This window comes from Enterobacter vonholyi (assembly GCF_040834095.1).
In the GTDB taxonomy this organism is placed as follows: domain Bacteria; phylum Pseudomonadota; class Gammaproteobacteria; order Enterobacterales; family Enterobacteriaceae; genus Enterobacter; species Enterobacter vonholyi.
Genome location: NZ_CP162152.1, coordinates 345,762 through 372,044, shown reverse-complemented (window position 1 = coordinate 372,044; position 26,283 = coordinate 345,762). Strand labels below are relative to the sequence as shown.

The 26,283-nt window shown below is 58.9% G+C and carries 26 protein-coding genes; 22 read left to right on the top strand and 4 right to left on the bottom strand.

What is annotated here, in order from left to right; all coding sequences use genetic code 11:
• Positions 1-15: 15 nt before the first annotated feature.
• From phnF to phnP, 11 genes are read left to right on the top strand one after another with little or no spacing between them, the layout of a single operon-like run.
• A complete protein-coding gene (phnF, locus tag AB3N39_RS01735; RefSeq protein WP_133293609.1) occupies positions 16-741 on the top strand; it encodes a phosphonate metabolism transcriptional regulator PhnF in 726 nt (241 codons plus the stop codon).
• Positions 742-1,194 carry a phosphonate C-P lyase system protein PhnG gene (phnG, locus tag AB3N39_RS01730; RefSeq protein WP_133293608.1) on the top strand — a complete coding sequence of 151 codons (453 nt, stop codon included), beginning with the start codon at positions 742-744 and terminating at the stop codon, positions 1,192-1,194. It begins immediately after the preceding gene.
• A complete protein-coding gene (phnH, locus tag AB3N39_RS01725; protein ID WP_127729318.1) occupies positions 1,191-1,775 on the top strand; it encodes a phosphonate C-P lyase system protein PhnH in 585 nt (194 codons plus the stop codon). The genes phnG and phnH overlap by 4 nt, the downstream gene beginning before the upstream one ends.
• Entirely contained in the window at positions 1,775-2,839 is a 1,065-nt protein-coding gene (locus AB3N39_RS01720) for a carbon-phosphorus lyase complex subunit PhnI (RefSeq protein ID WP_133293607.1), read from the top strand. The genes phnH and AB3N39_RS01720 overlap by 1 nt, the downstream gene beginning before the upstream one ends.
• Positions 2,832-3,677 (top strand): alpha-D-ribose 1-methylphosphonate 5-phosphate C-P-lyase PhnJ, encoded by an 846-nt coding sequence (locus tag AB3N39_RS01715; protein WP_133293606.1) that lies wholly within the window; start codon positions 2,832-2,834, stop codon positions 3,675-3,677. Before AB3N39_RS01720 ends, AB3N39_RS01715 begins: the two co-directional genes overlap by 8 nt.
• Positions 3,674-4,429, top strand: coding sequence for a phosphonate C-P lyase system protein PhnK (phnK, locus tag AB3N39_RS01710; protein ID WP_133293605.1), 756 nt, complete (start codon positions 3,674-3,676; stop codon positions 4,427-4,429). Before AB3N39_RS01715 ends, phnK begins: the two co-directional genes overlap by 4 nt.
• 9 nt (positions 4,430-4,438) lie before the next feature.
• Positions 4,439-5,119, top strand: a complete 681-nt coding sequence (phnL, locus tag AB3N39_RS01705; protein ID WP_133293604.1) for a phosphonate C-P lyase system protein PhnL — start codon at positions 4,439-4,441, stop codon at positions 5,117-5,119.
• Positions 5,116-6,252: an alpha-D-ribose 1-methylphosphonate 5-triphosphate diphosphatase gene (gene phnM / locus AB3N39_RS01700; RefSeq protein WP_115876893.1), complete on the top strand. Its 1,137-nt coding sequence runs from the start codon at positions 5,116-5,118 to the stop codon at positions 6,250-6,252. The genes phnL and phnM overlap by 4 nt, the downstream gene beginning before the upstream one ends.
• Complete coding sequence (gene phnN, locus AB3N39_RS01695) at positions 6,249-6,800, top strand: ribose 1,5-bisphosphokinase (protein WP_115876894.1); 552 nt, start codon at positions 6,249-6,251, stop codon at positions 6,798-6,800. Before phnM ends, phnN begins: the two co-directional genes overlap by 4 nt.
• Positions 6,793-7,227 (top strand): aminoalkylphosphonate N-acetyltransferase, encoded by a 435-nt coding sequence (phnO, locus tag AB3N39_RS01690; RefSeq protein WP_133293603.1) that lies wholly within the window; start codon positions 6,793-6,795, stop codon positions 7,225-7,227. The genes phnN and phnO overlap by 8 nt, the downstream gene beginning before the upstream one ends.
• A gap of 9 nt (positions 7,228-7,236) precedes the next feature.
• On the top strand, positions 7,237-7,995 hold the full coding sequence (gene phnP, locus AB3N39_RS01685) for a phosphonate metabolism protein PhnP (RefSeq protein WP_111964183.1): 759 nt from the start codon (positions 7,237-7,239) through the stop codon (positions 7,993-7,995).
• A gap of 51 nt (positions 7,996-8,046) precedes the next feature.
• Here the strand turns inward: phnP and yjdP are convergent, their stop codons facing one another.
• A complete protein-coding gene (gene yjdP / locus AB3N39_RS01680) occupies positions 8,047-8,370 on the bottom strand; it encodes a DDRRRQL repeat protein YjdP (protein WP_033144428.1) in 324 nt (107 codons plus the stop codon).
• 69 nt (positions 8,371-8,439) lie between these two features.
• Positions 8,440-10,722: an ATP-binding protein gene (locus tag AB3N39_RS01675; protein WP_143344541.1), complete on the bottom strand. Its 2,283-nt coding sequence runs from the start codon at positions 10,720-10,722 to the stop codon at positions 8,440-8,442.
• Positions 10,723-10,903: 181 nt separating this feature from the next.
• Here AB3N39_RS01675 and AB3N39_RS01670 point away from each other — a divergent pair, with 181 nt between their 5' ends.
• The 7 genes from AB3N39_RS01670 to lpxO all read left to right on the top strand — a co-directional run bounded on the left by AB3N39_RS01670 (position 10,904) and on the right by lpxO (position 18,051).
• Positions 10,904-12,418, top strand: coding sequence for a sugar ABC transporter ATP-binding protein (locus AB3N39_RS01670; RefSeq protein WP_133293601.1), 1,515 nt, complete (start codon positions 10,904-10,906; stop codon positions 12,416-12,418).
• Positions 12,419-12,420: 2 nt separating this feature from the next.
• On the top strand, positions 12,421-13,416 hold the full coding sequence (locus AB3N39_RS01665) for a ribose ABC transporter permease (RefSeq protein WP_133293600.1): 996 nt from the start codon (positions 12,421-12,423) through the stop codon (positions 13,414-13,416).
• Between the two features lie 30 nt (positions 13,417-13,446).
• Positions 13,447-14,388, top strand: coding sequence for an ABC transporter substrate-binding protein (locus AB3N39_RS01660; RefSeq protein WP_021242935.1), 942 nt, complete (start codon positions 13,447-13,449; stop codon positions 14,386-14,388).
• Positions 14,389-14,437: 49 nt separating this feature from the next.
• Positions 14,438-15,124: a D-lyxose/D-mannose family sugar isomerase gene (locus AB3N39_RS01655; protein WP_133293599.1), complete on the top strand. Its 687-nt coding sequence runs from the start codon at positions 14,438-14,440 to the stop codon at positions 15,122-15,124.
• A 10-nt stretch (positions 15,125-15,134) separates the two neighbouring features.
• Positions 15,135-15,995 carry a ketose 1,6-bisphosphate aldolase gene (locus AB3N39_RS01650; RefSeq protein ID WP_136196018.1) on the top strand — a complete coding sequence of 287 codons (861 nt, stop codon included), beginning with the start codon at positions 15,135-15,137 and terminating at the stop codon, positions 15,993-15,995.
• Entirely contained in the window at positions 15,995-16,999 is a 1,005-nt protein-coding gene (locus AB3N39_RS01645; RefSeq protein WP_111964190.1) for a carbohydrate kinase family protein, read from the top strand. The genes AB3N39_RS01650 and AB3N39_RS01645 overlap by 1 nt, the downstream gene beginning before the upstream one ends.
• A gap of 143 nt (positions 17,000-17,142) precedes the next feature.
• Positions 17,143-18,051: a lipid A hydroxylase LpxO gene (lpxO, locus tag AB3N39_RS01640; RefSeq protein ID WP_115876902.1), complete on the top strand. Its 909-nt coding sequence runs from the start codon at positions 17,143-17,145 to the stop codon at positions 18,049-18,051.
• Between the two features lie 3 nt (positions 18,052-18,054).
• Here lpxO and AB3N39_RS01635 read toward each other — a convergent pair whose 3' ends face one another.
• The gene (locus AB3N39_RS01635; RefSeq protein ID WP_133293597.1) at positions 18,055-18,786 is read right to left on the bottom strand and encodes a response regulator; all 732 of its coding nucleotides are present in this window, start codon (positions 18,784-18,786) and stop codon (positions 18,055-18,057) included.
• A gap of 256 nt (positions 18,787-19,042) precedes the next feature.
• Between AB3N39_RS01635 and fdhF the strand changes: the two genes are divergently transcribed.
• From fdhF to AB3N39_RS01620, 3 genes are all read left to right on the top strand, one after another.
• Positions 19,043-21,190, top strand: a complete 2,148-nt coding sequence (gene fdhF, locus AB3N39_RS01630; RefSeq protein ID WP_133293596.1) for a formate dehydrogenase subunit alpha — start codon at positions 19,043-19,045, stop codon at positions 21,188-21,190.
• Positions 21,191-21,512: 322 nt separating this feature from the next.
• A complete protein-coding gene (locus AB3N39_RS01625) occupies positions 21,513-21,665 on the top strand; it encodes a Hok/Gef family protein (protein WP_059386360.1) in 153 nt (50 codons plus the stop codon).
• A 121-nt stretch (positions 21,666-21,786) separates the two neighbouring features.
• Positions 21,787-22,461, top strand: coding sequence for a tetratricopeptide repeat protein (locus tag AB3N39_RS01620; protein WP_115876905.1), 675 nt, complete (start codon positions 21,787-21,789; stop codon positions 22,459-22,461).
• A gap of 53 nt (positions 22,462-22,514) precedes the next feature.
• Here AB3N39_RS01620 and gltP read toward each other — a convergent pair whose 3' ends face one another.
• Positions 22,515-23,828, bottom strand: coding sequence for a glutamate/aspartate:proton symporter GltP (gene gltP / locus AB3N39_RS01615; protein ID WP_024906735.1), 1,314 nt, complete (start codon positions 23,826-23,828; stop codon positions 22,515-22,517).
• A gap of 423 nt (positions 23,829-24,251) precedes the next feature.
• On the opposite strand from gltP, the gene acs reads away from it, so the two are divergent.
• On the top strand, positions 24,252-26,210 hold the full coding sequence (acs, locus tag AB3N39_RS01610; protein WP_063144971.1) for an acetate--CoA ligase: 1,959 nt from the start codon (positions 24,252-24,254) through the stop codon (positions 26,208-26,210).
• Positions 26,211-26,283: the final 73 nt, after the last annotated feature.

The following is a 26,283-nucleotide window of genomic DNA, read 5'->3' as shown; positions in this document are numbered from 1 at the left end:
GAGGCTTTGTTTTCTATGCACTTATCCAGACATCCGACCAGTTACCCCACCCGATGGCAAGAGATCGCGGCAAAGCTCGAAGTGGAGCTGCGCACGCACTACCGCTGCGGGGACTACCTCCCTGCCGAGCAGCAGCTTGCTGACCGCTATGAAGTGAACCGCCACACCCTGCGTCGCGCCATTGACCAGCTGGTCGAGCGCGGCTGGGTGCAGCGCCGTCAGGGCGTGGGCGTGCTGGTGCTGATGCGCCCGTTCGACTACCCGCTGAACGCCCAGGCGCGCTTTAGCCAGAACCTGCTGGATCAGGGCAGCCATCCGACCAGCGAAAAGCTGCTCTCGGTATTAAGACCGGCCTCCAGCCACGTGGCGGACGCGCTGGGCATTAAGGAGGGCGACAACGTCATCCACCTGCGCACGCTGCGCCGCGTCAACGGCGTGGCGGTGTGCCAGATCGATCACTACTTCGCGGACCTCACCCTCTGGCCGGTGCTGCAGAATTTCTCCAGCGGATCGCTGCATGATTTTCTCCAGAATGCAACAGGCATTGCGCTGAAACGCACCCAGACGCGCATCAGCGCCCGCCGCGCGCAGGCGAAAGAGAGCAAAGTACTCGAAATTCCCAATATGGCCCCGCTGCTCTGCGTGCGCACCCTCAACCACCGTGACGGCGAGATCGACGCGACGGAATACTCCGTCAGCCTGACCCGCGCCGACATGATCGAATTCACCATGGAGCACTGAATGCACTTCGACACCGCCACCCGACAACGCTGGATGCGCGTGCTGGCCCACAGCCAGCCTGCTGCGCTGGCTGCCCGCATGAACGCGCTCAGCCTGACGCCAGACTACGACACCCTTCGCGCACCGGAGATCGGCCTCGTTCAGATCCAGGCGCGCATGGGCGGCACCGGAGAACGCTTTTTCGCCGGAGATGCCACCCTCACCCGCGCAGCGATCCGCCTGCACAGCGGCACGCTGGGCTACGGCTACGTGCTGGGGCGTGATAAAGCGCACGCCGAGCGCTGCGCGGTCATCGACGCGCTTTTACAGGAACAACCCCATTTCCAGACGCTGATGGAAACCCTTATTTCCCCGCTGGAGGCCGACCGCGCCGCACGTCTTGCCGCGCGTCAGGCCGAAGTGAATACCAGCCGGGTCGACTTCTTTACGCTCGTTCGCGGAGACAACGCATGACGCTTCAACCCGCTTTTACCCTGGCCGTCCAGGATGCCCAACACAGTTTTCGTCGCCTGCTGAAAGCCATGAGCGAGCCGGGCGTGATTGTCTCGCTGCACCAGCTCTCTCAGGGCTGGCTGCCGCTGAACCTGGCGACCACCAGCGTGCTGCTGACCCTGGCCGACAACGATACCCCGGTATGGCTTTCGGGCGCCCTGTCTAACGATATCGCCAGCCAGAACCTGCGTTTTCACACCGGCGCCCCGCTGGTTGAACAGCCGCAGCAGGCAATCTTTGCCGTGGCCGACGAACAAATCAGTCATGAACAGCTGAATGCCCTGAGCGAAGGCTCCGCCGTCGCCCCGGAAACCAGCGCCACGCTGATTTTGCAGGTCACCAGCCTGAGCGGTGGCCGCATGCTGCGCCTGACGGGGGCAGGCATCGCCGATGAGCGCATGGTTGCGCCGCAGCTGCCGGAGTGCATCATTCACGAGCTGACCGAGCGCCCGCACCCGTTCCCGCTGGGCATTGACCTGATCCTGACCTGCGGTGAGCGCCTGCTGGCCATCCCGCGGACCACCCACGTGGAGGTGTGCTGATGTACGTTGCCGTCAAAGGGGGCGAGAAGGCTATCGCCGCCGCCCATGCGCTGCAGGCGCACAGACGACGGGGTGATGAACAGCTCCCTGAGCTAAGCGTCGCCCAGATTGAACAGCAGCTCAATCTCGCCGTCGACCGGGTGATGACCGAAGGCGGCATCGCTGACCGCGAGCTGGCGGCGCTGGCCCTGAAGCAGGCCAGCGGCGATAACGTGGAAGCGATCTTCCTGCTGCGCGCTTACCGCACTACGCTTGCCAAACTGGCGGTGAGCGAGCCGGTCAATACCGCGGAGATGCGCCTGGAGCGCCGCATTTCTGCCGTTTATAAAGACATCCCCGGCGGCCAGCTGCTTGGCCCCACGTACGACTACACCCACCGCCTGCTGGATTTTACCCTGCTGGCGAACGGCGAAGCGCCGACGCTCAGCACCTCCGATGCCGAACAGGAACCGTCTCCGCACGTCTTCAGCCTGCTGGCAAAACAGGGCCTGGCGAAGGCGGAAGAAGATTCTGGCGCGCAGCCGGATGACATCACCCGCACGCCGCCGGTTTACCCGTGCTCGCGCTCGTCCCGCCTGCAGCAGCTGATGCGCGGCGACGAAGGCTATCTGCTGGCGCTAGCCTACTCCACCCAGCGCGGCTACGGGCGCAACCACCCGTTTGCCGCCGAAATTCGCAGCGGCTATATCGACGTCGAAATCGTGCCGGAAGAGCTGGGTTTCGCGGTGAACGTCGGCGAACTGCTGATGACCGAGTGTGAAATGGTCAACGGTTTCGTCGCCCCGGAAGACGAAGACCCGCACTTTACCCGCGGCTACGGGCTGGTATTCGGCCTCGGCGAGCGCAAGGCCATGGCCATGGCGCTGGTCGACCGCGCCCTGCAGGCACCGGACTACGGCGAGCACGTTGCAGGCCCGGCGCAGGACGAAGAGTTTGTGCTGGCCCACGCGGACAACGTCGAGGCCGCGGGCTTCGTCTCGCACCTCAAGCTGCCGCACTACGTCGATTTCCAGGCCGAACTGGAACTGCTGAAACGCCTGCAACGGGAGCGCAAACATGGCTAACTTAAGCGGCTACAACTTTGCCTATCTGGATGAGCAAACCAAACGCATGATCCGCCGAGCGATACTTAAAGCGGTGGCGATTCCGGGCTATCAGGTGCCCTTCGGCGGCCGCGAAATGCCGATGCCCTACGGCTGGGGCACGGGCGGCATCCAGATTACCGCCAGCGTGATCGGCGAGGCGGACGTGCTGAAGGTCATCGACCAGGGCGCCGACGACACCACCAACGCCGTGTCGATCCGCAGCTTCTTTCAGCGGGTAACGGGCGTCGCGACCACCGAAAAAACCGAAGACGCGACGCTGATCCAGACCCGCCACCGCATTCCGGAAACCCCGCTGACTGAAGATCAGATTCTGATTTTCCAGGTGCCGATTCCGGAGCCGCTGCGCTTTATCGAGCCGCGCGAAACGGAAACCCGCACCATGCACGCGCTGGAAGAGTACGGTGTCATGCAGGTGAAGCTGTATGAGGATATCGCCCGCTTCGGCCATATCGCCACCACCTACGCCTACCCGGTGAAGGTCAACGGGCGCTACGTCATGGACCCGTCGCCAATCCCAAAATTCGATAACCCGAAGATGGACATGATGCCGGCCCTGCAGCTTTTCGGCGCCGGGCGCGAAAAACGCATCTACGCCGTTCCACCTTACACCCGCGTGGAAAGCCTGGATTTCGACGATCACCCGTTTACGGTGCAGGAGTGGGACGAGCCGTGCGCCATCTGCGGATCCAAACACAGCTATCTGGATGAAGTGGTGCTGGATGACACTGGCAAACGGATGTTTGTCTGCTCCGACACCGATTTTTGCCGCCAACAGAGCGAGGCGAACGGCCAATGAAACCGCTGCTTTCGGTTAATAACCTGACCCACCTGTATGCGCCGGGCAAAGGCTTTAGCGACGTGTCGTTCGAGCTGTGGCCGGGCGAAGTGCTGGGCATTGTCGGCGAGTCCGGCTCCGGCAAAACCACCCTGCTGAAGTCCATCTCCGCGCGCCTTACGCCGCAACACGGCGAGATACTCTACCAGGGACACTCCCTCTTCGGCATGAGCGAGGCCGAGCGCCGCCGCCTGCTGCGCACCGAGTGGGGCGTGGTGCATCAGCACCCGATGGACGGCCTGCGCCGTCAGGTCTCTGCGGGGGGCAATATTGGCGAACGCCTGATGGCCACCGGCGCGCGCCACTACGGCAATATCCGCGCCACCGCCCAGCACTGGCTTGAAGAGGTGGAAATCCCCGCCTCGCGCATCGACGACCTGCCGACGACCTTCTCCGGTGGGATGCAGCAGCGCCTGCAGATCGCCCGCAACCTGGTCACCCATCCGAAGCTGGTGTTTATGGATGAACCCACCGGCGGGCTGGACGTCTCGGTGCAGGCGCGCCTGCTCGACCTGCTGCGCGGCCTGGTGGTGGAACTGAACCTTGCGGTGGTGATTGTCACCCACGATTTAGGTGTTGCGCGCCTGCTGGCGGACCGTCTGCTGGTGATGAAGCAGGGTCAGGTGGTGGAAAGTGGGTTAACTGACCGCGTGCTCGACGATCCCCACCATCCCTATACCCAGCTGCTGGTGTCGTCCGTGTTGCAGAACTAAGAGGCCAACATGATCCACGTACAAAACGTAAGTAAGACCTTTGTGCTCCACCAGCAAAACGGCGTACGCCTGCCGGTGCTGCAAAATGCCTCTCTGGAGGTTAATCGCGGCGAATGCGTGGTGCTGCACGGCCACTCCGGCAGCGGAAAATCGACCCTGCTGCGCTCCCTGTACGCCAACTATCTGCCCGACGAAGGCCATATTCATATTCGCCACGGCGAAGAATGGGTCGACCTGGTTCAGGCCCCCGCGCGTAAGGTGCTGGAGGTGCGCCGCTCAACGATCGGCTGGGTGAGCCAGTTTCTGCGGGTGATCCCGCGGATCTCCGCCCTGGATGTGGTCATGCAGCCGCTGCTGGATCTTGGCGTGCCGCGCGAAACCTGTGCCGCCAAAGCCGCCAGCCTCCTGACGCGCCTCAACGTGCCCGAGCGCCTGTGGCACCTTGCCCCGTCGACCTTTTCCGGCGGCGAGCAGCAGCGCGTCAATATCGCCCGCGGCTTTATTGTCGACTACCCGATTTTACTTCTGGATGAACCCACCGCCTCGCTCGACGCTAAAAACAGCGCGGCCGTGGTGGAACTGATCGAGCAGGCCAAAGCGCGCGGGGCGGCGATCGTCGGGATCTTCCACGATGAGAGCGTTCGCACCCGCGTCGCGGACAGAATGCACCCGATGGGGACAAACGTATGATTATCAATAACGTCAAGCTGGTGCTGGATAATGAGGTGGTTGACGGCTCGATTGAGATCCAGGACGGAACAATCCGCGCGTTTGCTGAAACCCAGAGCCGCTCGCCCGAGGCGATGGACGGTGAAGGCGGCTGGCTGCTGCCGGGGCTGATTGAACTGCATACCGATAATCTGGATAAATTCTTCACCCCGCGCCCGAAGGTCGACTGGCCCGCTCATTCTGCGATGAGCAGCCACGACGCGCTGATGGTCGCCAGCGGCATCACCACCGTACTGGACGCGGTGGCCATTGGTGACGTGCGCGACGGCGGCGACCGTCTGGAGAACCTGGAGAAGATGATCAACGCCGTGGAGGAGACGCAAAAGCGCGGCCTCAACCGCGCCGAGCACCGTCTGCACCTGCGCTGCGAGCTGCCGCACCACACCACCCTGCCGCTGTTTGAGAAGCTGGTAGGCCGCGAGCCGGTCTCGCTGGTCTCCCTGATGGACCACTCGCCGGGGCAGCGCCAGTTCGCCAACATTGAAAAGTATCGCGAATACTATCAGGGCAAATATTCTCTCAGCGATGCGGAGATGGCGCGTTACGAAGAAGAGCAGCTGGCGCTTGCGGCACGGTGGTCGCAGCCTAACCGTCTCAGGATTGCGGCGATGTGCCGGGACCGCAATATCGCGCTGGCCAGCCATGACGATGCCACGCACGATCACGTGCTCGAATCCCACCAGCTTGGCAGCGTGATCGCCGAATTTCCCACCACGTTCGAGGCGGCTGAAGCCTCCCGCAAGCACGGCATGAACGTGCTGATGGGCGCACCGAACATCGTGCGCGGCGGTTCACACTCCGGCAACGTCGCGGCAAGCAAGCTCGCGTCCCTTGGCCTGCTGGATATCCTCTCGTCCGACTACTACCCCGCCAGCCTGCTCGACGCGGCGTTCCGGGTGGCCGACGACGAGGGCAATCGCTTTACGCTGCCGCAGGCGATTCGCCTGGTGACAAAAAACCCGGCCTCGGCGCTTAATCTGCAGGATCGCGGCGAGATAGCCGAAGGCAAGCGGGCGGATCTGGTCCTGGCCCACCGCAGGGGCGAGAACGTTCATATCGACCACGTCTGGCGTCAGGGAAAGAGGGTGTTCTGATGGGAAGACTTATCTGGCTAATGGGGCCGTCCGGCTCCGGTAAGGACAGCCTGCTGTCCGCCTTACGGCAGCAGGAGCATCCCCAGCTGCTGGTGGCGCACCGTTACATTACCCGGGCGGCCAATGCGGGGAGTGAAAACCATATCGCCCTGAGCGAGCAGGAGTTTTTTACCCGTGCCGGGCAAAATCTGCTGGCGCTGAGCTGGCACGCCAATGGCTATTACTACGGAATCGGCATCGAGACCGATCTGTGGCTGCATGCGGGGTTCGACGTGCTGGTCAACGGCTCGCGTGCGCATCTTTCGCAAGCGCGCGCCCGCTATGGGGCGGCCCTGCTGCCGGTCTGCCTGCAGGTTTCACCGGAGGTCCTGCGCAGCCGGTTGCAGATACGGGGTCGTGAATCCGCCCGCGAGATCGACCAGCGGCTGGAGCGTGCGGCGCGCTACACCCCGTCCGACTGCCATATCCTTAATAACGACGGAAGTTTGCTACAGTCAGTCGAGACCTTTTTATCGCTTATCCGTCAGAAGGAGAAACAGCATGCCTGACTGCAGGCTTCGTCCCGCCACCGCCGACGATGCGCAAATCGTCTATGCGTTAATCTGCGAATTGAAACAGGCGGAATTCGATCGCCAGGCGTTTCACGCGGGCTATCTTGCCAATCTGCAGGATCACAATATGCGCTACCAGCTTGCCGAGCTGGACGGGCAGGTCATCGGCATGATCGGCCTGCACCTGCAGTTTCACCTCCATCACGCGCGCTGGATCGGCGAGATCCAGGAGCTGGTGGTGATGCCGCAGGCGCGCGGGCTAAAAGTGGGCAGCCATCTGCTCGCCTGGGCAGAGGACGTCGCGAGACAGGCCGGCGCTGAGCTGACCGAGCTCTCCACCAGCGTGAAGCGCACCGATGCCCATCGTTTTTACGTCCGTGAAGGATATACACAGAGCCATTTTCGATTCACTAAACCGCTGTAGAGGTGCGTTATGAGTCTGACGATCGCGTTAACAGGAACCGGAAGCGCGCAACTCGTGCCGGTCTTTGGCTGCGACTGCGCGGCGTGCCGCCGGGCGCGTCTGCAGGAGACCTATCGCCGTCGCCCCTGTAGCGCGGTGGTCAAATTCAACGATGCGGTGACCCTGCTGGACGCGGGTATTCCGCACCTGATGGACGACTGGCCCGCAGGCAGCTTTCAGCAGTTTTTGCTGACCCATTACCATATGGATCACGTTCAGGGGCTGTTCCCCCTGCGCTGGGGCGTGGGCGCGACGATCCCCGTTTACGGTCCGCCGGATGAAGCGGGCTGTGACGACCTGTTTAAACATCCGGGGATTCTGGATTTCAGCCATACGGTCGAACCGTTTGTGATGTTTGAACTTCAGGGAATGCGGGTTACGCCGCTGCCGCTCAACCATTCGAAACTGACCTTCGGGTATTTGCTGGAGTCGGCCCACAGCCGCGTAGCCTGGCTTTCCGATACCGCCGGGCTGCCGGAAAAAACGGTGAAGTTCCTGCTCAACAATCAGCCGCAGGCGATGATTATCGACTGCAGCCATGCACCGCGCGACGAAACGCCGCGAAACCATTGCGATTTAAATACCGTAATTGCGCTAAACGAGGTGATTGGCTGTCCGCAGGTGATCCTGACCCACATCAGCCATCAGTTTGACGTGTGGATGATGGATAACCCGCTGCCCGACGGCATTGAAGCAGGGTATGACGGGATGGTGCTGGTCCTGGATTAGTTTTCTCCCTCTCCCGTGGGAGAGGGTTGGGGTGAGGGCAAGAGGCCGCACTTAGCCTCGATCGTAATCGTCTTCCAACCTGCGCTCGTCCTCTTCCAGACGACGTCTGTCGTCATCCAGCTGGCGCTGGCGCTCGTCTAAACGGCGGCGCCTGTCTTCGAGCTGCCGACGACGATCGTCGTACTGTCGACTGTCGATTTGACGGCTGCGGTCATAACGATCGTCGTCGTCATTGCTGCGGCTGCTGCTGGGGTTGTAGGCATCGTTGATCGCCTGCTGAATGTTGCCAATAGCATCATCAACAATGTCGGCATGAGCCAGTTGGCTGGTGAGAGACAGCAGACCAAATAACAGAGCAGTTGAGTAACGTTTCATAAGGCCAGACTCGCAGGTGAACTGGCTTTACGATAATCAACGGCAGGAAACGGGGGTAGCGGAGGAATCTCAAATTACCATTACCTTACGCAGCGCCTGCGCCAGCTGCACCCGCGTAAACGGCTTACGCAGTAACGGAACGTCCGGCAGCTGAGGATTATGCGCAGGCCGTAAATCCTGGCCGCTGATCAGCAGCACCGGAAGCTGCGGATAGTGGCTGCGCACATGGCTAATCACCTCGGCTCCGCTCAGGCTTCCCGGCAACATCAGGTCGCTGATAAACATGCCAATATCCGGCGACGCCGCCAGCATGTTCAGCGCCTGCTCGCCGTTTTCCGCTTCGAGCGTCAGATAGCCAAGCTGGTGCAGCTGCTCGCACAGGGTCTGACGGACATCCGCCTCATCTTCCAGCACCAGCACCAGCCGCTCGCTATCGACGGAGGCGGTGGCAGATAATGCTTCATCAACTGCAGCAGCGGGCAGCGTCGAGCGCGGGAGGTGAAGCCGCACGGTCGTTCCCTGCCCCGGCGCGCTCTCGATCTCCACGCGACCGCCGGACTGGCGGACAAAGCCGTAGACCATCGACAGGCCTAATCCGCTTCCGCTCCCGGTCTGCTTGGTGGTGAAGAACGGCTCAAAGACCTGGGATTTCACCTCCTGCGACATGCCGCTGCCGCGGTCAATGACCTCCAGCGCCACCATATCCTGCCTGCGCCCGTCGCTGCGGGTGACGCGCTGATTCCAGGTCCGAATTTTAATCACTCCGCTTTGCCCTTCCATCGCATCGCGCGCGTTCATCACCAGGTTGATGATGGCGTTTTCCAGCTGGCTGACGTCTATCCAGGCGGGCCATGCAGGGGATTGCGCTTCAATCTCCAGGGTCAGGGTAGCAGGCAGGGAGTGGCGCAGCAGTTCCCGGAGGTTCTCCAGCAGCGGCAGCATCTCTACAGCATGCGGGGTCAGGGATTGCTTGCGGGAAAACGCCAGCAGTCGCTGGGTCAGCAAGGCGCCACGCTCGGCCGCCTTTAGCGCCCGGGTAATGCGCGGCGCGTCTTTTGATTCAGGGTCGGTGAGCTCAAGACTGCCGATGATCACCGCCAGCAGGTTATTAAAATCATGCGCCAGCCCGCCCGTCAGCTGTCCGACGGCCTTCATCTTCTGGCTGTGCAGGAGCGCCTCTTCAAGCCCCTGACGCTCAATGCGGTCGATCTCCATCTGCGTTGTTTTTTCTTTCAGCAGACGCGTGGTGTGTTCAAGCGAGGCGGTGTTGCGGGCAAAAACGTTGAACGCGCGCGCCAGCTCGCCCAGCTCATCGCGCCGCTGCAGGGCGGGAACGGAGACATCCTGTTCGCCGTGAGCAAGACGCGACATCGCCCGGGAAATGGCCGTCAGGTTTGAGGCCAGATGGCGGTAGATATACCAGCAGGCACACCCGGTGATGATCAACGCCAGCACGGCGAAGATGCTGATAAACACGCTGATGGATTGCAGTTCGTGATGGCTCTGGGCGGTGCGAAGCCGGGAGGCCTGCGCCACCTGCTCCACGTACTGATTGATGTCGCTGTTGAGGATTGCCACCAGCGCCTTGATGTGGAACATATACCAGCTTATCGCCAGATCGCTCTCCTCCAGCTGCTTCGACAGCGGGCCTAGCTTACCTAGCTCGGCATTAAAATCAGGCAGAACTTCCTTCACAACCGGCTGTGCGGCACTCCGGAGCAGCGTTGCGGCAACTGCGTCCAGCTGCTGAACGGTCGCGCGCGGCGAAGGGGTGTCAATGGCGGCGGCGATCAGCCGGTCCATCTCCATCAGTTGCTGCGCATTCGGTACGTTGCTGTCATAACGGCTGTTGATGTCCTGCAGATGGCGCAGGTAGCTCTGGCTTTGATACAGCGAGCTCAGCAGCGCGTTACGCTCCAGATGGCGTCGCTGTCCTCGCTCCAGCATCTCCGTCACGCTCTGCTGTAACTCATTGCTTCGTTGAATAATACGCGCCACCAGGGCCGGCTCCTGCTGCGCCAGCGGCGCCTCCGCAAGCTGCTCCAGCGAATGGCGCAGGGCCATTTGCGTCTGCTTCAGGCGCTCGGCTTCCCCTTTGTACTCGAGCGCCCCCACCACCTGCGAGAGCCGCACCGCCGCCGTCGCCACGTTGGCGGTATCGCGGGCCAGGTTCATGCTGCCGGTCATATCGTCCAGCGTTTGCTGCTGCACCTGCTCCTGGATTTGACTGGCGTGACGGAAGCCGAGCACCGCCACGCCGCTCACCATCAGCGTCACGGCGACCACCAGCAGATTGAAAATCAGCAGGCGACCGCGGGCGCTGGCGAAGAACGGGGGGCGGCGTGATGGCATGGATTGAGGCTCCTTTGCGGTTTGCTACCCTCACCCTGCCCCTCTCCCACAGGGAGAGGGAAAAGGAAAATGTGATGGCGATTAGCTATTCATAACTATGACAAATATGAACAGCTTCTGACATTTTGCATTTACGCACCTGTGATGAAGTGCAGAAATCGGCATTCACAGGAGATCCGCCATGAGCAGAACCCCGGTATTAGAGATGCGCAGCATTGCCAAAACGTTTGGCAGTTTCCACGCGCTCAAGGGCGTGGATTTGACGGTGTTTTCCGGTGAGATCCACGCCCTGATGGGCGAAAACGGCGCGGGAAAAAGCACGCTGATGAAAATCCTCGCGGGGGCCTATACCGCGACCGGCGGCGAGATCCTGATCGACGGCAAGCCGTTTCACATTAAAGGGCCGAAAGATGCGCTGGCCGCAGGCATCACTCTGATTTATCAGGAGATGCAGCTCGCGCCCAATCTGACCGTAGCCGAAAATATCTTCCTCGGCAGCGAGCTGTCGCGCGGCGGGCTGGTCCAGCGCAAGGAGATGGCAGCCCAGGCGCAGGCGGTGATTGACCGCCTCGGCGCACAGTTCAGCGCCACCGATCGGGTGATGAAGCTGACCATTGCCGAACAGCAGCAGGTGGAAATTGCCCGCGCGCTGCACCGCAACAGCCGTATTCTGGTGATGGATGAACCCACCGCCGCCCTCTCCTCACGGGAAACGCATCGCCTGTTTGAACTGATTTTGCGCCTGCGCGATGAAGGGATGGCGATCATCTATATCAGCCACCGCATGGCGGAGGTCTATGAACTCTCTGACCGCGTCAGCGTTCTGCGCGACGGGCAGTACGTCGGCAGCCTGACGCGCGACAAGCTGAACGCGTCGGAACTGGTGAAGATGATGGTGGGCCGCCCGCTAAGCGACCTGTTCAACAAGGAGCGTGATATTCCCCTCGGCAGCCCGCGTCTCAACGTCCACCACCTCACCGACGGTAAAAAAGTACAGCCGTGCAGCCTGCAGGTGCGTTCCGGCGAAATCGTCGGGCTGGCGGGCCTGGTGGGGGCCGGACGTTCCGAGCTGGCGCAGCTCATCTTCGGCGTGCGTAAAGCCACCGGCGGCATGATTGAGGTCGACGGCGAGCCGGTAGTGATCCACTCCCCGCGCGCGGCCATCGAAAACGGCATCGGTTTTCTCACCGAGAACCGCAAGGAGCAGGGGCTGTTTCTGGAGCTGGCGGCGCAGGAGAACATCACTATGGCGACGCTGGAGCGCGACGCGACCTTCGGTATGTTAAACCGCAAAAAAGCCCAGTCGATTTCCGATGACGCCATCGCCCTGCTCAACATCCGCGTGCCCCATTCGCAGGTGCGCGCGGGCGGGCTGTCCGGCGGAAATCAGCAGAAGCTGCTCATCTCCCGCTGGGTGGCGATTGGCCCACGCATTCTGATTCTGGACGAACCCACGCGCGGCGTGGACGTCGGGGCGAAAAGCGAGATCTACCGCATCATGAACCAGATGGCGCGCAAAGGGGTGGCGATTTTGATGATCTCCAGCGAGCTGCCGGAAGTGGTGGGGATGAGCGACCGTGTTTACGTGATGCGGGAAGGCAGCATCGCGGGCGAGCTTCACGGGCGCGACATCTCTCAGGAAAACATCATGACGCTGGCAACCGGCGTAAACGACACTCATCATCAGGCGGTGTAACCATGACACATTCAACCAGTCCGCAGCAGGTGGCGAAATCCGCCTCCGCCAAAAAAATGCTGATGAGCGATCTGATGCAAACGGTCGGTATCCTGCCGATTCTTATCCTGATTGTGGCGGTATTTGGCTTTATCGCCCCGAACTTCTTTACCGAGAGCAACCTGCTCAACATCACCCGTCAGGCGTCGATCAACATCGTGCTCGCGGCGGGAATGACCTTCATTATCCTGACCGGCGGGATTGACCTCTCGGTGGGGTCGATTCTCGGCACCACGGCGGTGGCGGCGATGGTGGTGTCGCTCATTCCCGAATTCGCCGGGCTGTCCATTCCGGCCGCGCTAATGCTCGGCATGGTGCTGGGCCTGTTCAACGGCGCGCTGGTGGCCTTTGCCGGGCTGCCGCCCTTTATCGTCACGCTCGGCACCTACACGGCGCTGCGCGGCGCGGCCTATCTGCTGGCCGACGGTACGACGGTCATTAACTCCAACATCAACTTCGAGTGGATCGGCAATAACTACCTCGGCCCGATCCCCTGGCTGGTGGTGATCGCCCTGGCGGTAATTGCGGTGTGCTGGTTCATCCTGCGACGCACCACGCTCGGCGTTCACATCTACGCCGTGGGCGGCAACATGCAGGCGGCGCGCTTAACGGGCATCAAGGTCTGGCTGGTGCTGCTGTTTGTCTACGGCATGAGCGGCCTGCTCTCCGGCCTCGGCGGCGTCATGAGCGCCTCACGCCTGTACAGCGCTAACGGCAACCTCGGCACGGGTTACGAGCTGGATGCAATTGCAGCGGTGATCCTCGGCGGCACCAGCTTTGTCGGCGGGATCGGCACGATCACCGGCACGCTGGTCGGCGCATTGATCATCGCCACCCTCAATAACGGCATGACGCTGATGGGCGTCTCCTACTTCTGGCAGCTGGTGATCAAAGGGGCGGTGATCATCATTGCGGTGCTGATCGACAAATACCGTACCCGACATCATCAAAGTGCATAACAACAATACCCTACGAGTGAGGAAGACAAGATGCGTTTGAAACCGTTAGTAACCGCGCTCTGTGCTGGCGCGCTGCTTGCCGCAACGCCGTTTGCGCAGGCGAAAGATCTGAAGTCCATTGGCGTGACGGTGGGTGACCTGGCTAACCCGTTCTTCGTGCAGATCACCAAAGGTGCCGAGCTGGAAGCGCGCAAGCTGGCGGGGGATAACGTCAAGGTGACGCTGGTCTCCAGCGGGTACGATCTGGGCCAGCAGGTGGCGCAGATCGACAACTTCATCGCCGCGAAGGTGGACATGATCATCCTCAATGCCGCGGACTCCAAAGGGATCGGCCCGGCGGTGAAGCGCGCGAAGGACGCCGGGATCGTGGTCGTGGCGGTTGACGTCGCGGCGGAAGGGGCTGATGCCACCATCACCTCCGATAACACCCAGGCGGGTGAGATGGCCTGTAAGTACATTACTGACCGCCTGAAAGGGAAAGGCAACGTGGTGATCATCAACGGACCGCCGGTCTCAGCGGTGCAAAACCGCGTGGAAGGGTGCCAGACGGAGTTCAAAAAACATCCGGATATCAAGGTGCTCTCGGATAACCAGAACGCCAAAGGCAGTCGTGAAGGCGGCCTGGAAGTCATGACCTCCCTGCTGGCGGCCAATCCGAAGATCGACGGCGTGTTTGCGATTAACGATCCGACCGCGATCGGCGCCGATCTGGCCGCGAAGCAGGCGCAGCGCAATGAGTTCTTTATTGTCGGCGTGGATGGCAGCCCGGATGGTGAGGAAGCGCTGAAGCGCGAAAACTCCCTGTTTGTCGCGACCCCGGCGCAAGATCCGCAGGTTATGGCGGCAAAAGCGGTGGAGATCGGCTATGACATTCTTCAGGGCAAACCTGCGCCGAAAGCGCCCGTGCTGATCCCGGTGACGATGATCGATAAAAAGAACGTCGGCACGTATAAGGGGTGGACGGTTAAATGATCCTTTTCCCTCTCCCACAGGGAGAGGGAACTGTTTTCAAGGAGTCCCCATGAAACGCTCCGACATCAATGAAATTCTCGGCCACACGCGACAGTTCTTTTCCATGCACGACGTGCATCTCCCGCCTTTTGCCAGCTTTCCGCCAACAAAATGGCAGCAGCTTGACCAGGCCGCGTGGCAGGAAGTGTTCGATCTCAGGCTCGGCTGGGACGTGACGGCGTTCGGCGGCAACAGCTTTGCCGCAGAGGGCCTGACGCTGTTTACCCTGCGCAACGGCTCGCCCAACGGCGTACCTTATGAAAAATGCTATGCCGAAAAAATCATGCACGTGCGCGACGGCCAGGTGACGCCGATGCATTTTCACTGGCGTAAACGGGAAGACATTATCAACCGGGGCGGCGGGAACCTGATTGTAGAATTGTGGAATGCCGGGGCGCATGAAGAGACGGAAAACACCGACGTGACGGTCACCGTCGACGGCTGCCGTCAGACCCACGCGCCCGGCAGCCAGCTACGCCTCACACCAGGGGAAAGCATCTGCCTGACGCCCGGTCTTTACCACAGTTTCTGGGGCGAACGCGGCTTCGGTGACGTGCTGGTCGGGGAAGTGTCCTCGGTCAATGACGATGAACACGACAACCACTTTTTGCAGCCCGTTGCCCGCTATAACAACATCGAAGAAGACGAACCGGCGCTGCTGGTGCTGTGCAACGAGTACAACCTGTTTCGGATATAAGGGGTAAATAATGCCATTAATTTCTCTTGCCGACGGTCTTGCGCACGCCAGACAGCACCGCTACGCGCTGGGCGCGTTTAACGTGCTCGACTCCCACTTCCTGCGCGCGCTGTTCGCCGCCGCAAAACAGGAACGCTCGCCGTTTATCATCAACATCGCCGAAGTGCATTTTAAGTACGTGTCGCTGGATTCTCTTGTCGAAGCGGTTAAGTTCGAAGCCGCCCGTCACGATATTCCCGTGGTGCTCAACCTCGACCACGGCCTGCATTTTGACGCCGTCGTGCGCGCCCTGCGCTTAGGGTTCAGCTCGGTGATGTTCGACGGCTCTACGCTGAGCTACGAGGAAAACATCCGCCAGACGCGGGAAGTGGTGAAAATGTGCCACGCGGTCGGCGTGTCGGTGGAGGCGGAGCTGGGCGCGGTCGGTGGCGATGAAGGCGGCTCGCTTTACGGACATGCGGATGAAGCCTTCTTCACCGATCCGCAGCTGGCGCGCGAATTTGTTGATTCAACCGGCATCGACGCGCTGGCCGTCGCCATCGGCAACGCGCACGGCAAGTATAAAGGCGAGCCGAAGCTCGATTTCCCGCGCCTGGACGCCATTCGTCAGCAGACGGGGCTGCCGCTGGTTTTACACGGCGGCTCCGGGATTAGCGATGCTGACTTCCGCCGCGCCATCGAGCTGGGCATTCATAAAATCAATTTCTATACCGGGATGTCGCAGGCCGCGCTCGCCGCCGTGGAGCAGCGCATGGCTAACCGCCAGCCGCTGTACGACGAGTTTGCCGAGCTGCTGCTGGGGATAGAAGAGGCGATTACGGATACGGTCGCCGAACAGATGCGCATCTTCGGCAGCGCGGGGCAGGCATAATGGAACGTAAAGGCATCATCGCCGCAGGCAATATGCTGGTGGACCACGTCCACCAGATCGTGCAGTGGCCAGAGCGCGGCTGGCTGGCGGAAATCACCCACAGCGAACGCTCAACCGGCGGCGCGCCGCTCAACGTCCTGCTGACGCTGGCGAAAATGCACGTTGGCCTGCCGCTGCAGGCGGTGGGGCTGATTGGCGAAGACGGCGACGGGGACTACATTCTGGCAATGCTCGACCAGTACCACGTCAACCGCCAGCGCGTTCAGCGCACCACATTTGCGCCAACCTCCATGTCGCAGGTGATGACCGATCCCAGCGGACAGCGCACCTTTTTCCACTCGCCGGGGGCCAACCGCCTGCTGGATCTACCCGCCTTCGATCGCTTAGACGGATCGATGAAGATCTTCCATCTCGGCTATCTCCTGCTGCTCGACAGCCTGGATATGCCCGATGACGAATTTGGCACCCGCAGCGCGCGGCTGCTGGCGCAGATGCGCGACCAGGGGTATGAAACCTCGCTCGATCTGGTTTCCCGCAAGGGCGACCCACGCTATCAGCCGCTGGTGCTCCCTGCCCTGCGCCATCTCGACTATCTGGTCATTAACGAGCTGGAGGCCGGTGAGTTTAGCGGCCTGACAATGCGTGATGAAAACGACGCCCCGCACGTTGCCCATATCGCCGACGCCGCGGCGCAGCTGCTGGCGGCAGGCGTACGCCAGCGGGTGGTGATCCACTGTCCGGAAGGCGCATGGGGAGAAGCACATGGTGAAGAGGGTCGCTGGATCCCGTCATGGATGCTGGAGCAGGAAGAGATTATCGGCAGCGTCGGCGCGGGCGATGCCTTTTGCGCAGGCTTTTTATACGGCTGCCATGAATCGCTGCCGCTAACAGAGAGTATTTATCTGGCGCACGCCTGCGCGCGAGCAAGCCTGCTGGCCGCCAATGCGATTGATGGCGCAAAAACGCTGGCCGAGCTGCAGGCGTTTATTCGCGAGAGTGTTTAATTTAACAATAATTGCGATTTTTCATTACAGATCTATGAATTTTACATCTCCGAACTACACTCTCTCCATCTGGCATATTCGGCGTGGGCAGCACTTTGTCCGCACGCTTTTCCGAAATGAGATAGAAAGAGGACAAGGGAAAAATGTTCGCAGCCATCATCATCGGTATTTTCATTATCAGCGTTATTTATGCGCATTCACGCGGCAAAGAAAAACAGACGCTTTCCCGTCAGCTCTTCGACCATTCGACGTTCATGGCGCCCATCAATATGTTTATGACGGCTTTTTCTTCCCTGCCCGCCAGGCAGCCTTTCTTTGAAACAGAACGTTTTCCTGAATTAAATAAGCTGACGGAAAACTGGCTGATTATTCGCGAAGAGGCGCTGCGTTTGCAGCACCATATTAAGGCGGCGGAAAATAATAACGACGCCGGCTTTAACACCTTTTTTAAACGCGGCTGGAAACGGTTTTACCTGAAATGGTATGCCGATGCCCATCCCTCCGCGCAGTCTTTATGCCCGGTGACGACCCGGCTGGTGAGTGAAATCCCCTCGGTGAAGGCGGCCATGTTTGCCGAGCTGCCGGCGGGTGCAAAGCTTGGCAAGCATCGTGATCCCTATGCGGGCTCGGTTCGTTACCATCTGGGGTTATTCACACCGAATGACGACCGATGCTTTATTGAAGTCGACGGGCAGCGCCACAGCTGGCGGGATGGTGAAGCCGTTATTTTTGATGAGACCTACGTCCACTGGGCAGAGAATAAATCGGATCAAACGCGCATTATTCTCTTCTGCGATATTGAGCGTCCGATGAAATGGCGCTGGGCGCAGGCGGTTAACCATTGGGTGGGGACCACGCTGATGTCTGCAGCCAGCTCACCGAATGACGAAAATGACAGCACCGGCGGCATAAACCGCATTTTTAAATACGTTCATGCGGGCCGCGAGCGGGGGCAGCGTCTGAAAAAAAGAAACCGTAAGGCTTATTACGCCCTCAAGTATCTGTGCATCATCGCAATTTTTGCCGCCATCATTGTTCCGGCAATAACGTAAGCCTTATGCCGCCTGCTCGGGCCGGCTCACGTCGGTGGCAAACACGTAACCCAGCCCGCGAATGGTTTTGATGAGCGCAGGCTGATGCGGGTTAGCCTCTATTTTCCGGCGCAGGCGCATGATCAGCACGTCAATCGTGCGGTCGAACACGTCGGCGCTTTCGCTGTGGGTCAGCTCAAGCAGCCTGTCACGGCTTAGCACCCGACGGGCATTCTGCGTGAGCGCCAGCAGCAGGCCATACTCGCCCTGGGTTAAGGGGACGGGATTACGCTGCGGATCGCTCAGCTCGCAGCGGGTGGTATCAAGCGTCCATCCGTTAAACGCAATGCCCGCAACGGGCGCTGCGGAGGGTTCCGCAGCCAGCACGCCCGTACGGCGCAGTACCGCTTTTACGCGGGCGACCACCACGCGCGGGTTGAACGGCTTGCCAATATAATCGTCGGCCCCCATCTCCAGCCCCACCACCACGTCTGACTCGCTGCCCAGGCCGGTTAACATCACAACCGGTAGCGCCGGACGCTGCTTTTGCAGCTGCAGCAGAACCTGCAGTCCATTAATATCCGGCAGCATCATATCCAGCAGTACCAGCGCGATATTTGGCTCCTGTTGCACCTGCCGCAGTGCATCCTGGCCGTTATGGCAGACAAGCACGCTAAAGACGTGCTCGCTCAGCACATCCTGAAGCAGTTCGCAGACTGCCGTATCGTCATCAACCACCAGAATCGCCGGTTTCATCGTATGCTTCCGTCAGGGGATTATGTTAAGTCTGAACTATTCTGCCGTCGGCTCCAGTCAAAAGGTTTTTTCAGTGACGGAAATTCAACCCATGTCACATCCGCCGCCCCGTCGACACGTCAATTTTGACGATTGACTGCTTTTTGTCAGGGTTTTCACCCCGGATGGGCCGTAAAGTCAGGGGATACCCATACAAAAAACATGGCATAGAAGCTGCATAGTGGGTGCGAACGATTCGATTAACTGGAGCAGACTGATGAAAAAAGTCGTCACGGTTTGCCCTTATTGTGCCTCAGGTTGCAAGATCCACCTGGTGGTCGATAACGGCAAAATCGTCCGGGCGGAGGCCGCACAGGGGAAAACCAATCAGGGCACGCTGTGCCTGAAAGGTTACTACGGCTGGGATTTTATTAACGATACCCAAATCCTTACCCCGCGCCTGAAAACCCCTATGATCCGCCGCGAGCGCGGCGGCAAGCTGGAAGCCGTCTCCTGGAACGAGGCGCTGGATTACGTCGCCGCGCGCCTGAGCGCCATCAAGGCCAAGTATGGCCCGGATGCCATCCAGACTACCGGCTCTTCCCGCGGGACGGGAAATGAAACCAACTATGTGATGCAAAAATTCGCGCGCGCCGTTATTGGTACTAATAACGTCGACTGCTGCGCTCGCGTCTGACACGGCCCATCGGTTGCAGGTCTGCACCAGTCGGTCGGTAACGGCGCAATGAGTAACGCCATCAACGAGATAGATAATACCGATCTCGTCTTCATCTTTGGTTATAACCCGGCGGATTCTCACCCTATCGTCGCGAACCACGTTATTCGCGCTAAACAGAATGGGGCGAAAATCATCGTCTGCGATCCGCGCAAAATTGAAACCGCGCGCATTGCGGATATGCACATTGCATTGAAAAACGGCTCAAACATCGCGCTGTTGAACGCAATGGGGCACGTCATTATTGAGGAGAACCTGTACGACCAGGCGTTTGTCGCGACCCGTACAGAAGGCTTTGAAGAGTATAAGAAAATAGTCGAGGGCTATACGCCTGAATCCGTCGAAGCGATAACCGGTGTCAGCGCACAGGAGATTCGTCAGGCGGCCAGAATGTATGCCGGGGCAAAAACCGCCGCCATTCTCTGGGGTATGGGCGTAACCCAGTTCTACCAGGGCGTGGAAACCGTGCGCTCGCTCACCAGCCTCGCGATGCTGACCGGTAATCTGGGTAAAGCCCACGTTGGCGTGAACCCGGTGCGTGGTCAGAATAACGTGCAGGGCGCCTGCGATATGGGCGCGCTGCCGGATACTTATCCGGGCTACCAGTACGTGAAGTTTCCGGAAAACCGCGCCAAGTTCGCGAAGGCCTGGGGCGTGGAAAGCCTGCCGGAACACACCGGGTATCGCATCAGCGAGCTGCCGCACCGCGCGGCGCATGGCGAAGTGCGTGCGGCCTACATCATGGGTGAAGATCCACTTCAGACCGACGCCGAGCTTTCTGCAGTGCGTAAAGGGTTTGAGGATCTGGAGCTGGTGATTGTCCAGGATATCTTCATGACCAAAACTGCGGCGGCGGCGGATGTGATTTTACCGTCGACCTCCTGGGGCGAGCATGAAGGCGTCTATACGGCGGCGGACCGCGGCTTCCAGCGCTTCTTCAAGGCGGTCGAGCCGAAGTGGGATCTGAAAACGGACTGGCAGATCATCAGCGAAATCGCCACCCGCATGGGCTACCCGATGCACTACAACAACACCCAGGAGATCTGGGACGAGTTGCGCAGTCTGTGTCCGGACTTCTACGGCGCCACCTATGAAAAAATGGGTGAGCTGGGGTACATCCAGTGGCCGTGCAGGGATGAGTCAGAGGCCGATCAAGGCACGTCCTATCTCTTTAAGGAGAAATTCGACACCCCGAACGGGCTGGCGCAGTTCTTCACCTGCGACTGGGTCGCGCCGATCGATAAACTCACCGACGAGTATCCGATGGTGCTCTCCACCGTACGTGAAGTGGGCCATTACTCCTGCCGCTCAATGACCGGTAACTGCGCCGCGCTGGCCGCGCTGGCGGACGAACCGGGCTATGCGCAAATCAACACCGCAGATGCTGAACGCCTTGGTATTGAGGACGAAGCCCTGGTGTGGGTGAACTCGCGCAAAGGGCGGATCATCACCCGCGCGCAGGTCAGCGATCGCCCGAACAAAGGGGCGGTCTATATGACCTACCAGTGGTGGATTGGTGCCTGCAACGAGCTGGTGACGGAGAACTTAAGCCCGATAACCAAAACGCCGGAGTATAAATACTGCGCCGTTAACGTTGAGCCGATTGCGGATCAGCACGCGGCGGAACAATACGTGATAGAGGAATATAACAAGCTAAAAGCCCGACTGCGCGAAAGCGCAATGGGTTAAAGCCGTTAATTGAACGTTGAATAAAGGGAGTGATATATTCACTCCCTTTTTATTTCCAATTAATTCATAAGAAATAGAAATTATTATTCTGTAAAGCGGCTCGCAGAAATAATGTAATTTACGCAGAATAAAATTACATCTTTGCATTTTAATTCAGAGAGATAAGATATGCGGCGGGTGCTTAAGACTTTCTGTCTTGAGCATTGTTGAGGGACAGAAAGTGGAAAGCCCCGGGAAATTTTCATTTACCCGAGGCTACTCCCTCAACTCCCAACAGGTTGAGAGTAGCCTCTTATTCTTTTTTTGACAAGGAGTAAAAGGCATGACGCCATTAAAAACTGCGTTAGGCATCGTCTTTATTGTTTGCCTGACGATAGTGATTTTTACCTTTATTACTCGCGGTAAGCTCTGCGAGTTCTCAATAAAGAGTGAGCATCAGGAGGTGGCGGCAAAATTAGCCTGCAACGCAGGCTAATCTCTACGGGCGGAACAACGGTTCCGCCCGGCTTGTAGGATGCTGGGGTCTTAATGCACCCGTTTTTTTCTTTTGCGCCCGCGATTATACTGCGCGGCGTGTACCCAGATGATAAGAGTCCATGAAAGCCATTTTTCTGTTGTTATTGTTTTTAACGTCCTTTGCCCGCGCGGATGAGATAGGCAGCCAGTATCGGAAACAGGCGGAAGCCGGCGATGCCCGCGCCCAGTATTATCTTGCCGATACGTACTTCAGCTCCGGCGACAGCAAGCAGGCCGCGCTGTGGGCCGAGAAAGCCGCGAAAGGCGGCGATGTCGACGCCATGGGGTTGCTCTCGCAAATCCTCTTTACGCAAGGTGATTACGCACAGGCCAAAGCCCTGGCCCAACAGGCAAACATTGCTGGCAGCAAACGCGGTGCGATCATGCTGGCGCGCATTCTGGTGAATACTCAGGCGGGGAAAACTGACTATCCCCAGGCCATCAGACTGCTGCAAACGGCGACCGAAGATATCGACAGCGACTCTGCGGTCGATGCCCAACTGCTCCTGGGGCTGATTTATGCCAACGGCGGTGAGGTAGCGCAGGATGACGTGCAGGCTGCCTCCTGGTTCAAGCGGAGTTCAGCCCTTTCGCGTACCGGCTATGCCGAGTATTGGGCTGGGATGCTGTTCAGGCAGGGTGAGAAAGGCTTTATCACGCCCAATAAACAGAAAGCACTGTACTGGTTGAACCTGAGCTGTACGGAAGGGTTTGATACGGGGTGCGAAGAGTTTGATGCGTTGAGCGGGGAATAAAATCCCCTCACCCTAACCCTCTCCCCAAAGGGGAGAGGGAAGACAACGTTACATTACTGGTCAGCAGTCTTATCAAAACGACCCAGCACCTCGCGTTCATACGCCAGCGCCTTTTTACGATCGAATTTGTGTTCCCATTTGGCTATAACCAGCACCGCCAGCGCATTACCCACCACGTTCAGCGCCGTACGCGCCATGTCGAGGATACGGTCCACACCGGCGATAAAGGCCAGACCTTCCAGCGGAATGCCTACGCTGCCCAGCGTCGCCAGCAGCACCACGAACGAAACGCCCGGTACGCCTGCGATACCTTTAGACGTCACCATCAGCGTCAGTACCAGGACGATCTCCTGCCACAGCGACAGGTCAATGCCGTACAGCTGGGCAATAAAGATAGCGGCGATACTCTGGTACAGCGTGGAACCATCCAGGTTAAAGGAGTAACCGGTTGGTACCACGAAGCTGGTAATAGAGGCAGGCGCGCCGTAGGCTTCCATCTTCTCAATAATACGCGGCAGTACGCTCTCAGAGCTTGCCGTGGAGTAGGCCAGAATCAGCTCATCTTTCAGGATACGGATCAGGATCCAGATGCTCAGCCCGCACAGACGCGCCACGATGCCCAGCACCACCAGTGCGAAGAACAGGATGGCGAAGTGCACCAGGATCACCAGCTTCGCCAGCGGCCACAGGGAGGCAAAACCGAAGTTCGCCACGGTGACGGCAATAAGCGCGAACACCCCTACCGGCGCGTAACGCATCACCATGTGGGTCACTTTAAACATGGTCTCGGAAATAGAGCGGAACACGGTCACCAGCGGTTCACGGTGCGTCGCGGGCAGAGAAGAGAGCCCCAGACCAAACAGTACCGAGAAGAAGATGATCGGCAGCATTTCGCCCTTCGCCATCGACGCCACGATGTTGGTCGGCACCAGCGACAGGATTGTGCCCATCAGGCCATGCGCATGGCTCTGCACGTCAGCGGTCGTACTTTGGTATTTCGAAATATCCACCGTTGCCAGCTGCGACATATCGATCCCGGAACCCGGCTGGAACACGTTCGCCAAAGTGATACCAAGAATGATCGCAACCGTAGTGATCACTTCGAAATAGATAATGGTTTTTGCACCAATACGACCTAACTGCTTCGCATCGCCGACGCCCGCAATACCGACCACCAGCGTCGAGATCACAATCGGAACCACAATCATCTTGATCAGATGAATGAAGATATCCCCTGCCGGTGAGAGCAGGTTCGCAATCAGCCATTCGCGGCTGTCGCTGTGATAGTGAAGGTAACTGCCCAGCAAGATGCCCAGCACAAGGGCGATTAAGATCTGCCAGGCAAGGCTGACTTTAACGTTTTTCATAGAAACTGACTTCCTCAATGAAGCGCCTTATTCACTCAAACTGCATGAATATGGAGACATACTGAAAGGGTATGAATTGTGTTGCGTTGGTTTATGGGATTTTTTAACGCGGCGTATGAGTATCATTTGCGCGACCTGTTGCGCAAGCCTTAAAGAACGACGCGTTTCACTCACAAAAGCGACGATGACGGCAGTTTGTTCTAATTCTGATAAATAACCTTTTGTTATAAAAACGCTTTTTTAAACATAAATGTGAATAATCGTCAGCATAAATTATTTTCCTTCAAAGATTCATTCGCTCAATTTTCATACTCTTCAAACAATGCGTGATCTGTAGCCCAAATAATAAACAAAGCTTGTAAAGCCCCTACAATTAACGTTTTTGCGACATATTATTAACATCTTACAAGGAGAAAAAAAGCCATGAGCCAAATACACAAACATGACATTCCCGCAAATATTGCGGACCGTTGCCTGATCACCCCGGAGCAGTACCACGAGAAATATCAGCAATCTATCACCGCCCCGGACACCTTCTGGGGTGAGCAGGGTCATATCCTTGACTGGATCAAACCTTACCAGAAGGTGAAGAACACCTCCTTTGCGCCTGGCAATGTCTCCATTAAATGGTATGAAGATGGCACTCTGAACCTGGCGGCAAACTGCCTTGATCGTCACCTTGCCGAACGCGGAAACGAGACGGCGATTATCTGGGAAGGCGATGATGCCTCCCAGAGCAAACACATTACCTATAAAGAACTGCACCGCGACGTGTGCCGCTTCGCCAACGTCCTGCTGGAAAAAGGCATTAAAAAAGGCGATGTGGTCGCTATCTATATGCCGATGGTGCCGGAAGCGGCGGTAGCCATGCTGGCCTGCGCGCGTATTGGTGCGATCCACTCCGTTATCTTTGGCGGTTTCTCACCAGAAGCGGTTGCGGGCCGTATTGTCGATTCCAGTTCAAAACTGGTGATCACCGCCGATGAAGGCGTGCGCGCCGGACGCGGAATCCCCCTGAAGAAAAACGTCGACGAAGCGCTGAAAAACCCGAACGTCAAAACGGTCAGCAACGTCATCGTCCTTAAGCGTACCGGCGGCAAAATCGACTGGAACGAGGGGCGTGACCTGTGGTGGAGCGACCTGATTGAAAAGGCGAGCGACCAGCATCAGCCCGAAGAGATGAACGCAGAAGATCCGCTCTTCATTCTTTACACCTCCGGCTCGACCGGTAAGCCGAAAGGCGTGCTGCACACCACCGGCGGCTATCTGGTCTACGCGGCCACCACCTTCAAATACGTCTTTGATTACCATCCGGGCGACATCTACTGGTGTACAGCCGACGTGGGCTGGGTTACCGGACACAGCTACCTGCTGTACGGCCCGCTGGCCTGTGGCGCAACGACGCTGATGTTTGAGGGCGTACCGAACTGGCCGACTCCGGCGCGGATGTGTCAGGTGGTCGACAAGCATCAGGTCAATATTCTCTACACCGCGCCAACGGCGATCCGCGCATTAATGGCGGAAGGCGATAAAGCCATCGAAGGCACTGACCGCTCTTCATTGCGCATCCTCGGTTCCGTGGGTGAGCCCATCAACCCGGAAGCCTGGGAGTGGTACTGGAAGAAAATCGGCAACGAGAAATGCCCGGTCATGGACACCTGGTGGCAGACCGAAACCGGCGGCTTTATGATCACCCCAATGCCGGGCGCCACGCAGCTGAAAGCAGGCTCGGCAACCCGTCCGTTCTTCGGCGTGCAGCCTGCGCTGGTGGATAACGAAGGCAACCCGCTGGAAGGCGCCACCGAAGGCAACCTGGTGATCACGGACTCGTGGCCGGGTCAGGCGCGTACCCTGTTCGGCGATCACGATCGCTTCGAGCAGACCTACTTCTCGACCTTTAAAAACATGTACTTCAGCGGCGACGGCGCGCGCCGTGATGAAGATGGCTATTACTGGATTACCGGACGCGTGGACGACGTGCTGAACGTTTCCGGCCACCGTCTGGGCACCGCGGAGATTGAATCTGCGCTGGTGTCGCATCCGAAGATTGCCGAAGCGGCTGTTGTGGGCATTCCGCACAACATTAAAGGCCAGGCGATTTACGCGTACGTCACCCTGAACCACGGGGAAGAGCCGTCGCCAGAGCTGTACACCGAAGTGCGCAACTGGGTGCGTAAAGAGATTGGCCCGCTGGCCACGCCGGACGTGTTGCACTGGACCGACTCTCTGCCGAAAACCCGCTCCGGCAAAATTATGCGTCGTATCTTGCGCAAAATCGCGGCAGGGGACACCAGCAACCTCGGTGATACCTCAACGCTCGCGGATCCTGGCGTGGTGGAAAAACTGCTCGAAGAGAAGCAGGCCATCGCAATGCCTTCCTAGTGTTTTCTCCCTCTCCTCTCACCCTCTCCCCATAGGGGAGAGGGGATAAAAACAAACCAACCTTACCTTTGGA

Coding starts and splice junctions, on each gene's coding strand:
- yjdP (WP_033144428.1), bottom strand. CDS start 8,370: ATGAAACGTTACTCAACTGCTCTGTTATTTGGTCTGCTGTCTCTCACC.
- phnO (WP_133293603.1), top strand. CDS start 6,793: ATGCCTGACTGCAGGCTTCGTCCCGCCACCGCCGACGATGCGCAAATC.
- AB3N39_RS01720 (WP_133293607.1), top strand. CDS start 1,775: ATGTACGTTGCCGTCAAAGGGGGCGAGAAGGCTATCGCCGCCGCCCAT.
- AB3N39_RS01625 (WP_059386360.1), top strand. CDS start 21,513: ATGACGCCATTAAAAACTGCGTTAGGCATCGTCTTTATTGTTTGCCTG.
- AB3N39_RS01670 (WP_133293601.1), top strand. CDS start 10,904: ATGAGCAGAACCCCGGTATTAGAGATGCGCAGCATTGCCAAAACGTTT.
- lpxO (WP_115876902.1), top strand. CDS start 17,143: ATGTTCGCAGCCATCATCATCGGTATTTTCATTATCAGCGTTATTTAT.
- phnH (WP_127729318.1), top strand. CDS start 1,191: ATGACGCTTCAACCCGCTTTTACCCTGGCCGTCCAGGATGCCCAACAC.
- phnG (WP_133293608.1), top strand. CDS start 742: ATGCACTTCGACACCGCCACCCGACAACGCTGGATGCGCGTGCTGGCC.
- phnK (WP_133293605.1), top strand. CDS start 3,674: ATGAAACCGCTGCTTTCGGTTAATAACCTGACCCACCTGTATGCGCCG.
- phnP (WP_111964183.1), top strand. CDS start 7,237: ATGAGTCTGACGATCGCGTTAACAGGAACCGGAAGCGCGCAACTCGTG.
- AB3N39_RS01635 (WP_133293597.1), bottom strand. CDS start 18,786: ATGAAACCGGCGATTCTGGTGGTTGATGACGATACGGCAGTCTGCGAA.
- phnF (WP_133293609.1), top strand. CDS start 16: ATGCACTTATCCAGACATCCGACCAGTTACCCCACCCGATGGCAAGAG.
- acs (WP_063144971.1), top strand. CDS start 24,252: ATGAGCCAAATACACAAACATGACATTCCCGCAAATATTGCGGACCGT.
- AB3N39_RS01660 (WP_021242935.1), top strand. CDS start 13,447: ATGCGTTTGAAACCGTTAGTAACCGCGCTCTGTGCTGGCGCGCTGCTT.
- AB3N39_RS01665 (WP_133293600.1), top strand. CDS start 12,421: ATGACACATTCAACCAGTCCGCAGCAGGTGGCGAAATCCGCCTCCGCC.
- AB3N39_RS01655 (WP_133293599.1), top strand. CDS start 14,438: ATGAAACGCTCCGACATCAATGAAATTCTCGGCCACACGCGACAGTTC.
- AB3N39_RS01675 (WP_143344541.1), bottom strand. CDS start 10,722: ATGCCATCACGCCGCCCCCCGTTCTTCGCCAGCGCCCGCGGTCGCCTG.
- phnM (WP_115876893.1), top strand. CDS start 5,116: ATGATTATCAATAACGTCAAGCTGGTGCTGGATAATGAGGTGGTTGAC.
- AB3N39_RS01650 (WP_136196018.1), top strand. CDS start 15,135: ATGCCATTAATTTCTCTTGCCGACGGTCTTGCGCACGCCAGACAGCAC.
- phnL (WP_133293604.1), top strand. CDS start 4,439: ATGATCCACGTACAAAACGTAAGTAAGACCTTTGTGCTCCACCAGCAA.
- AB3N39_RS01645 (WP_111964190.1), top strand. CDS start 15,995: ATGGAACGTAAAGGCATCATCGCCGCAGGCAATATGCTGGTGGACCAC.
- AB3N39_RS01620 (WP_115876905.1), top strand. CDS start 21,787: ATGAAAGCCATTTTTCTGTTGTTATTGTTTTTAACGTCCTTTGCCCGC.
- gltP (WP_024906735.1), bottom strand. CDS start 23,828: ATGAAAAACGTTAAAGTCAGCCTTGCCTGGCAGATCTTAATCGCCCTT.
- AB3N39_RS01715 (WP_133293606.1), top strand. CDS start 2,832: ATGGCTAACTTAAGCGGCTACAACTTTGCCTATCTGGATGAGCAAACC.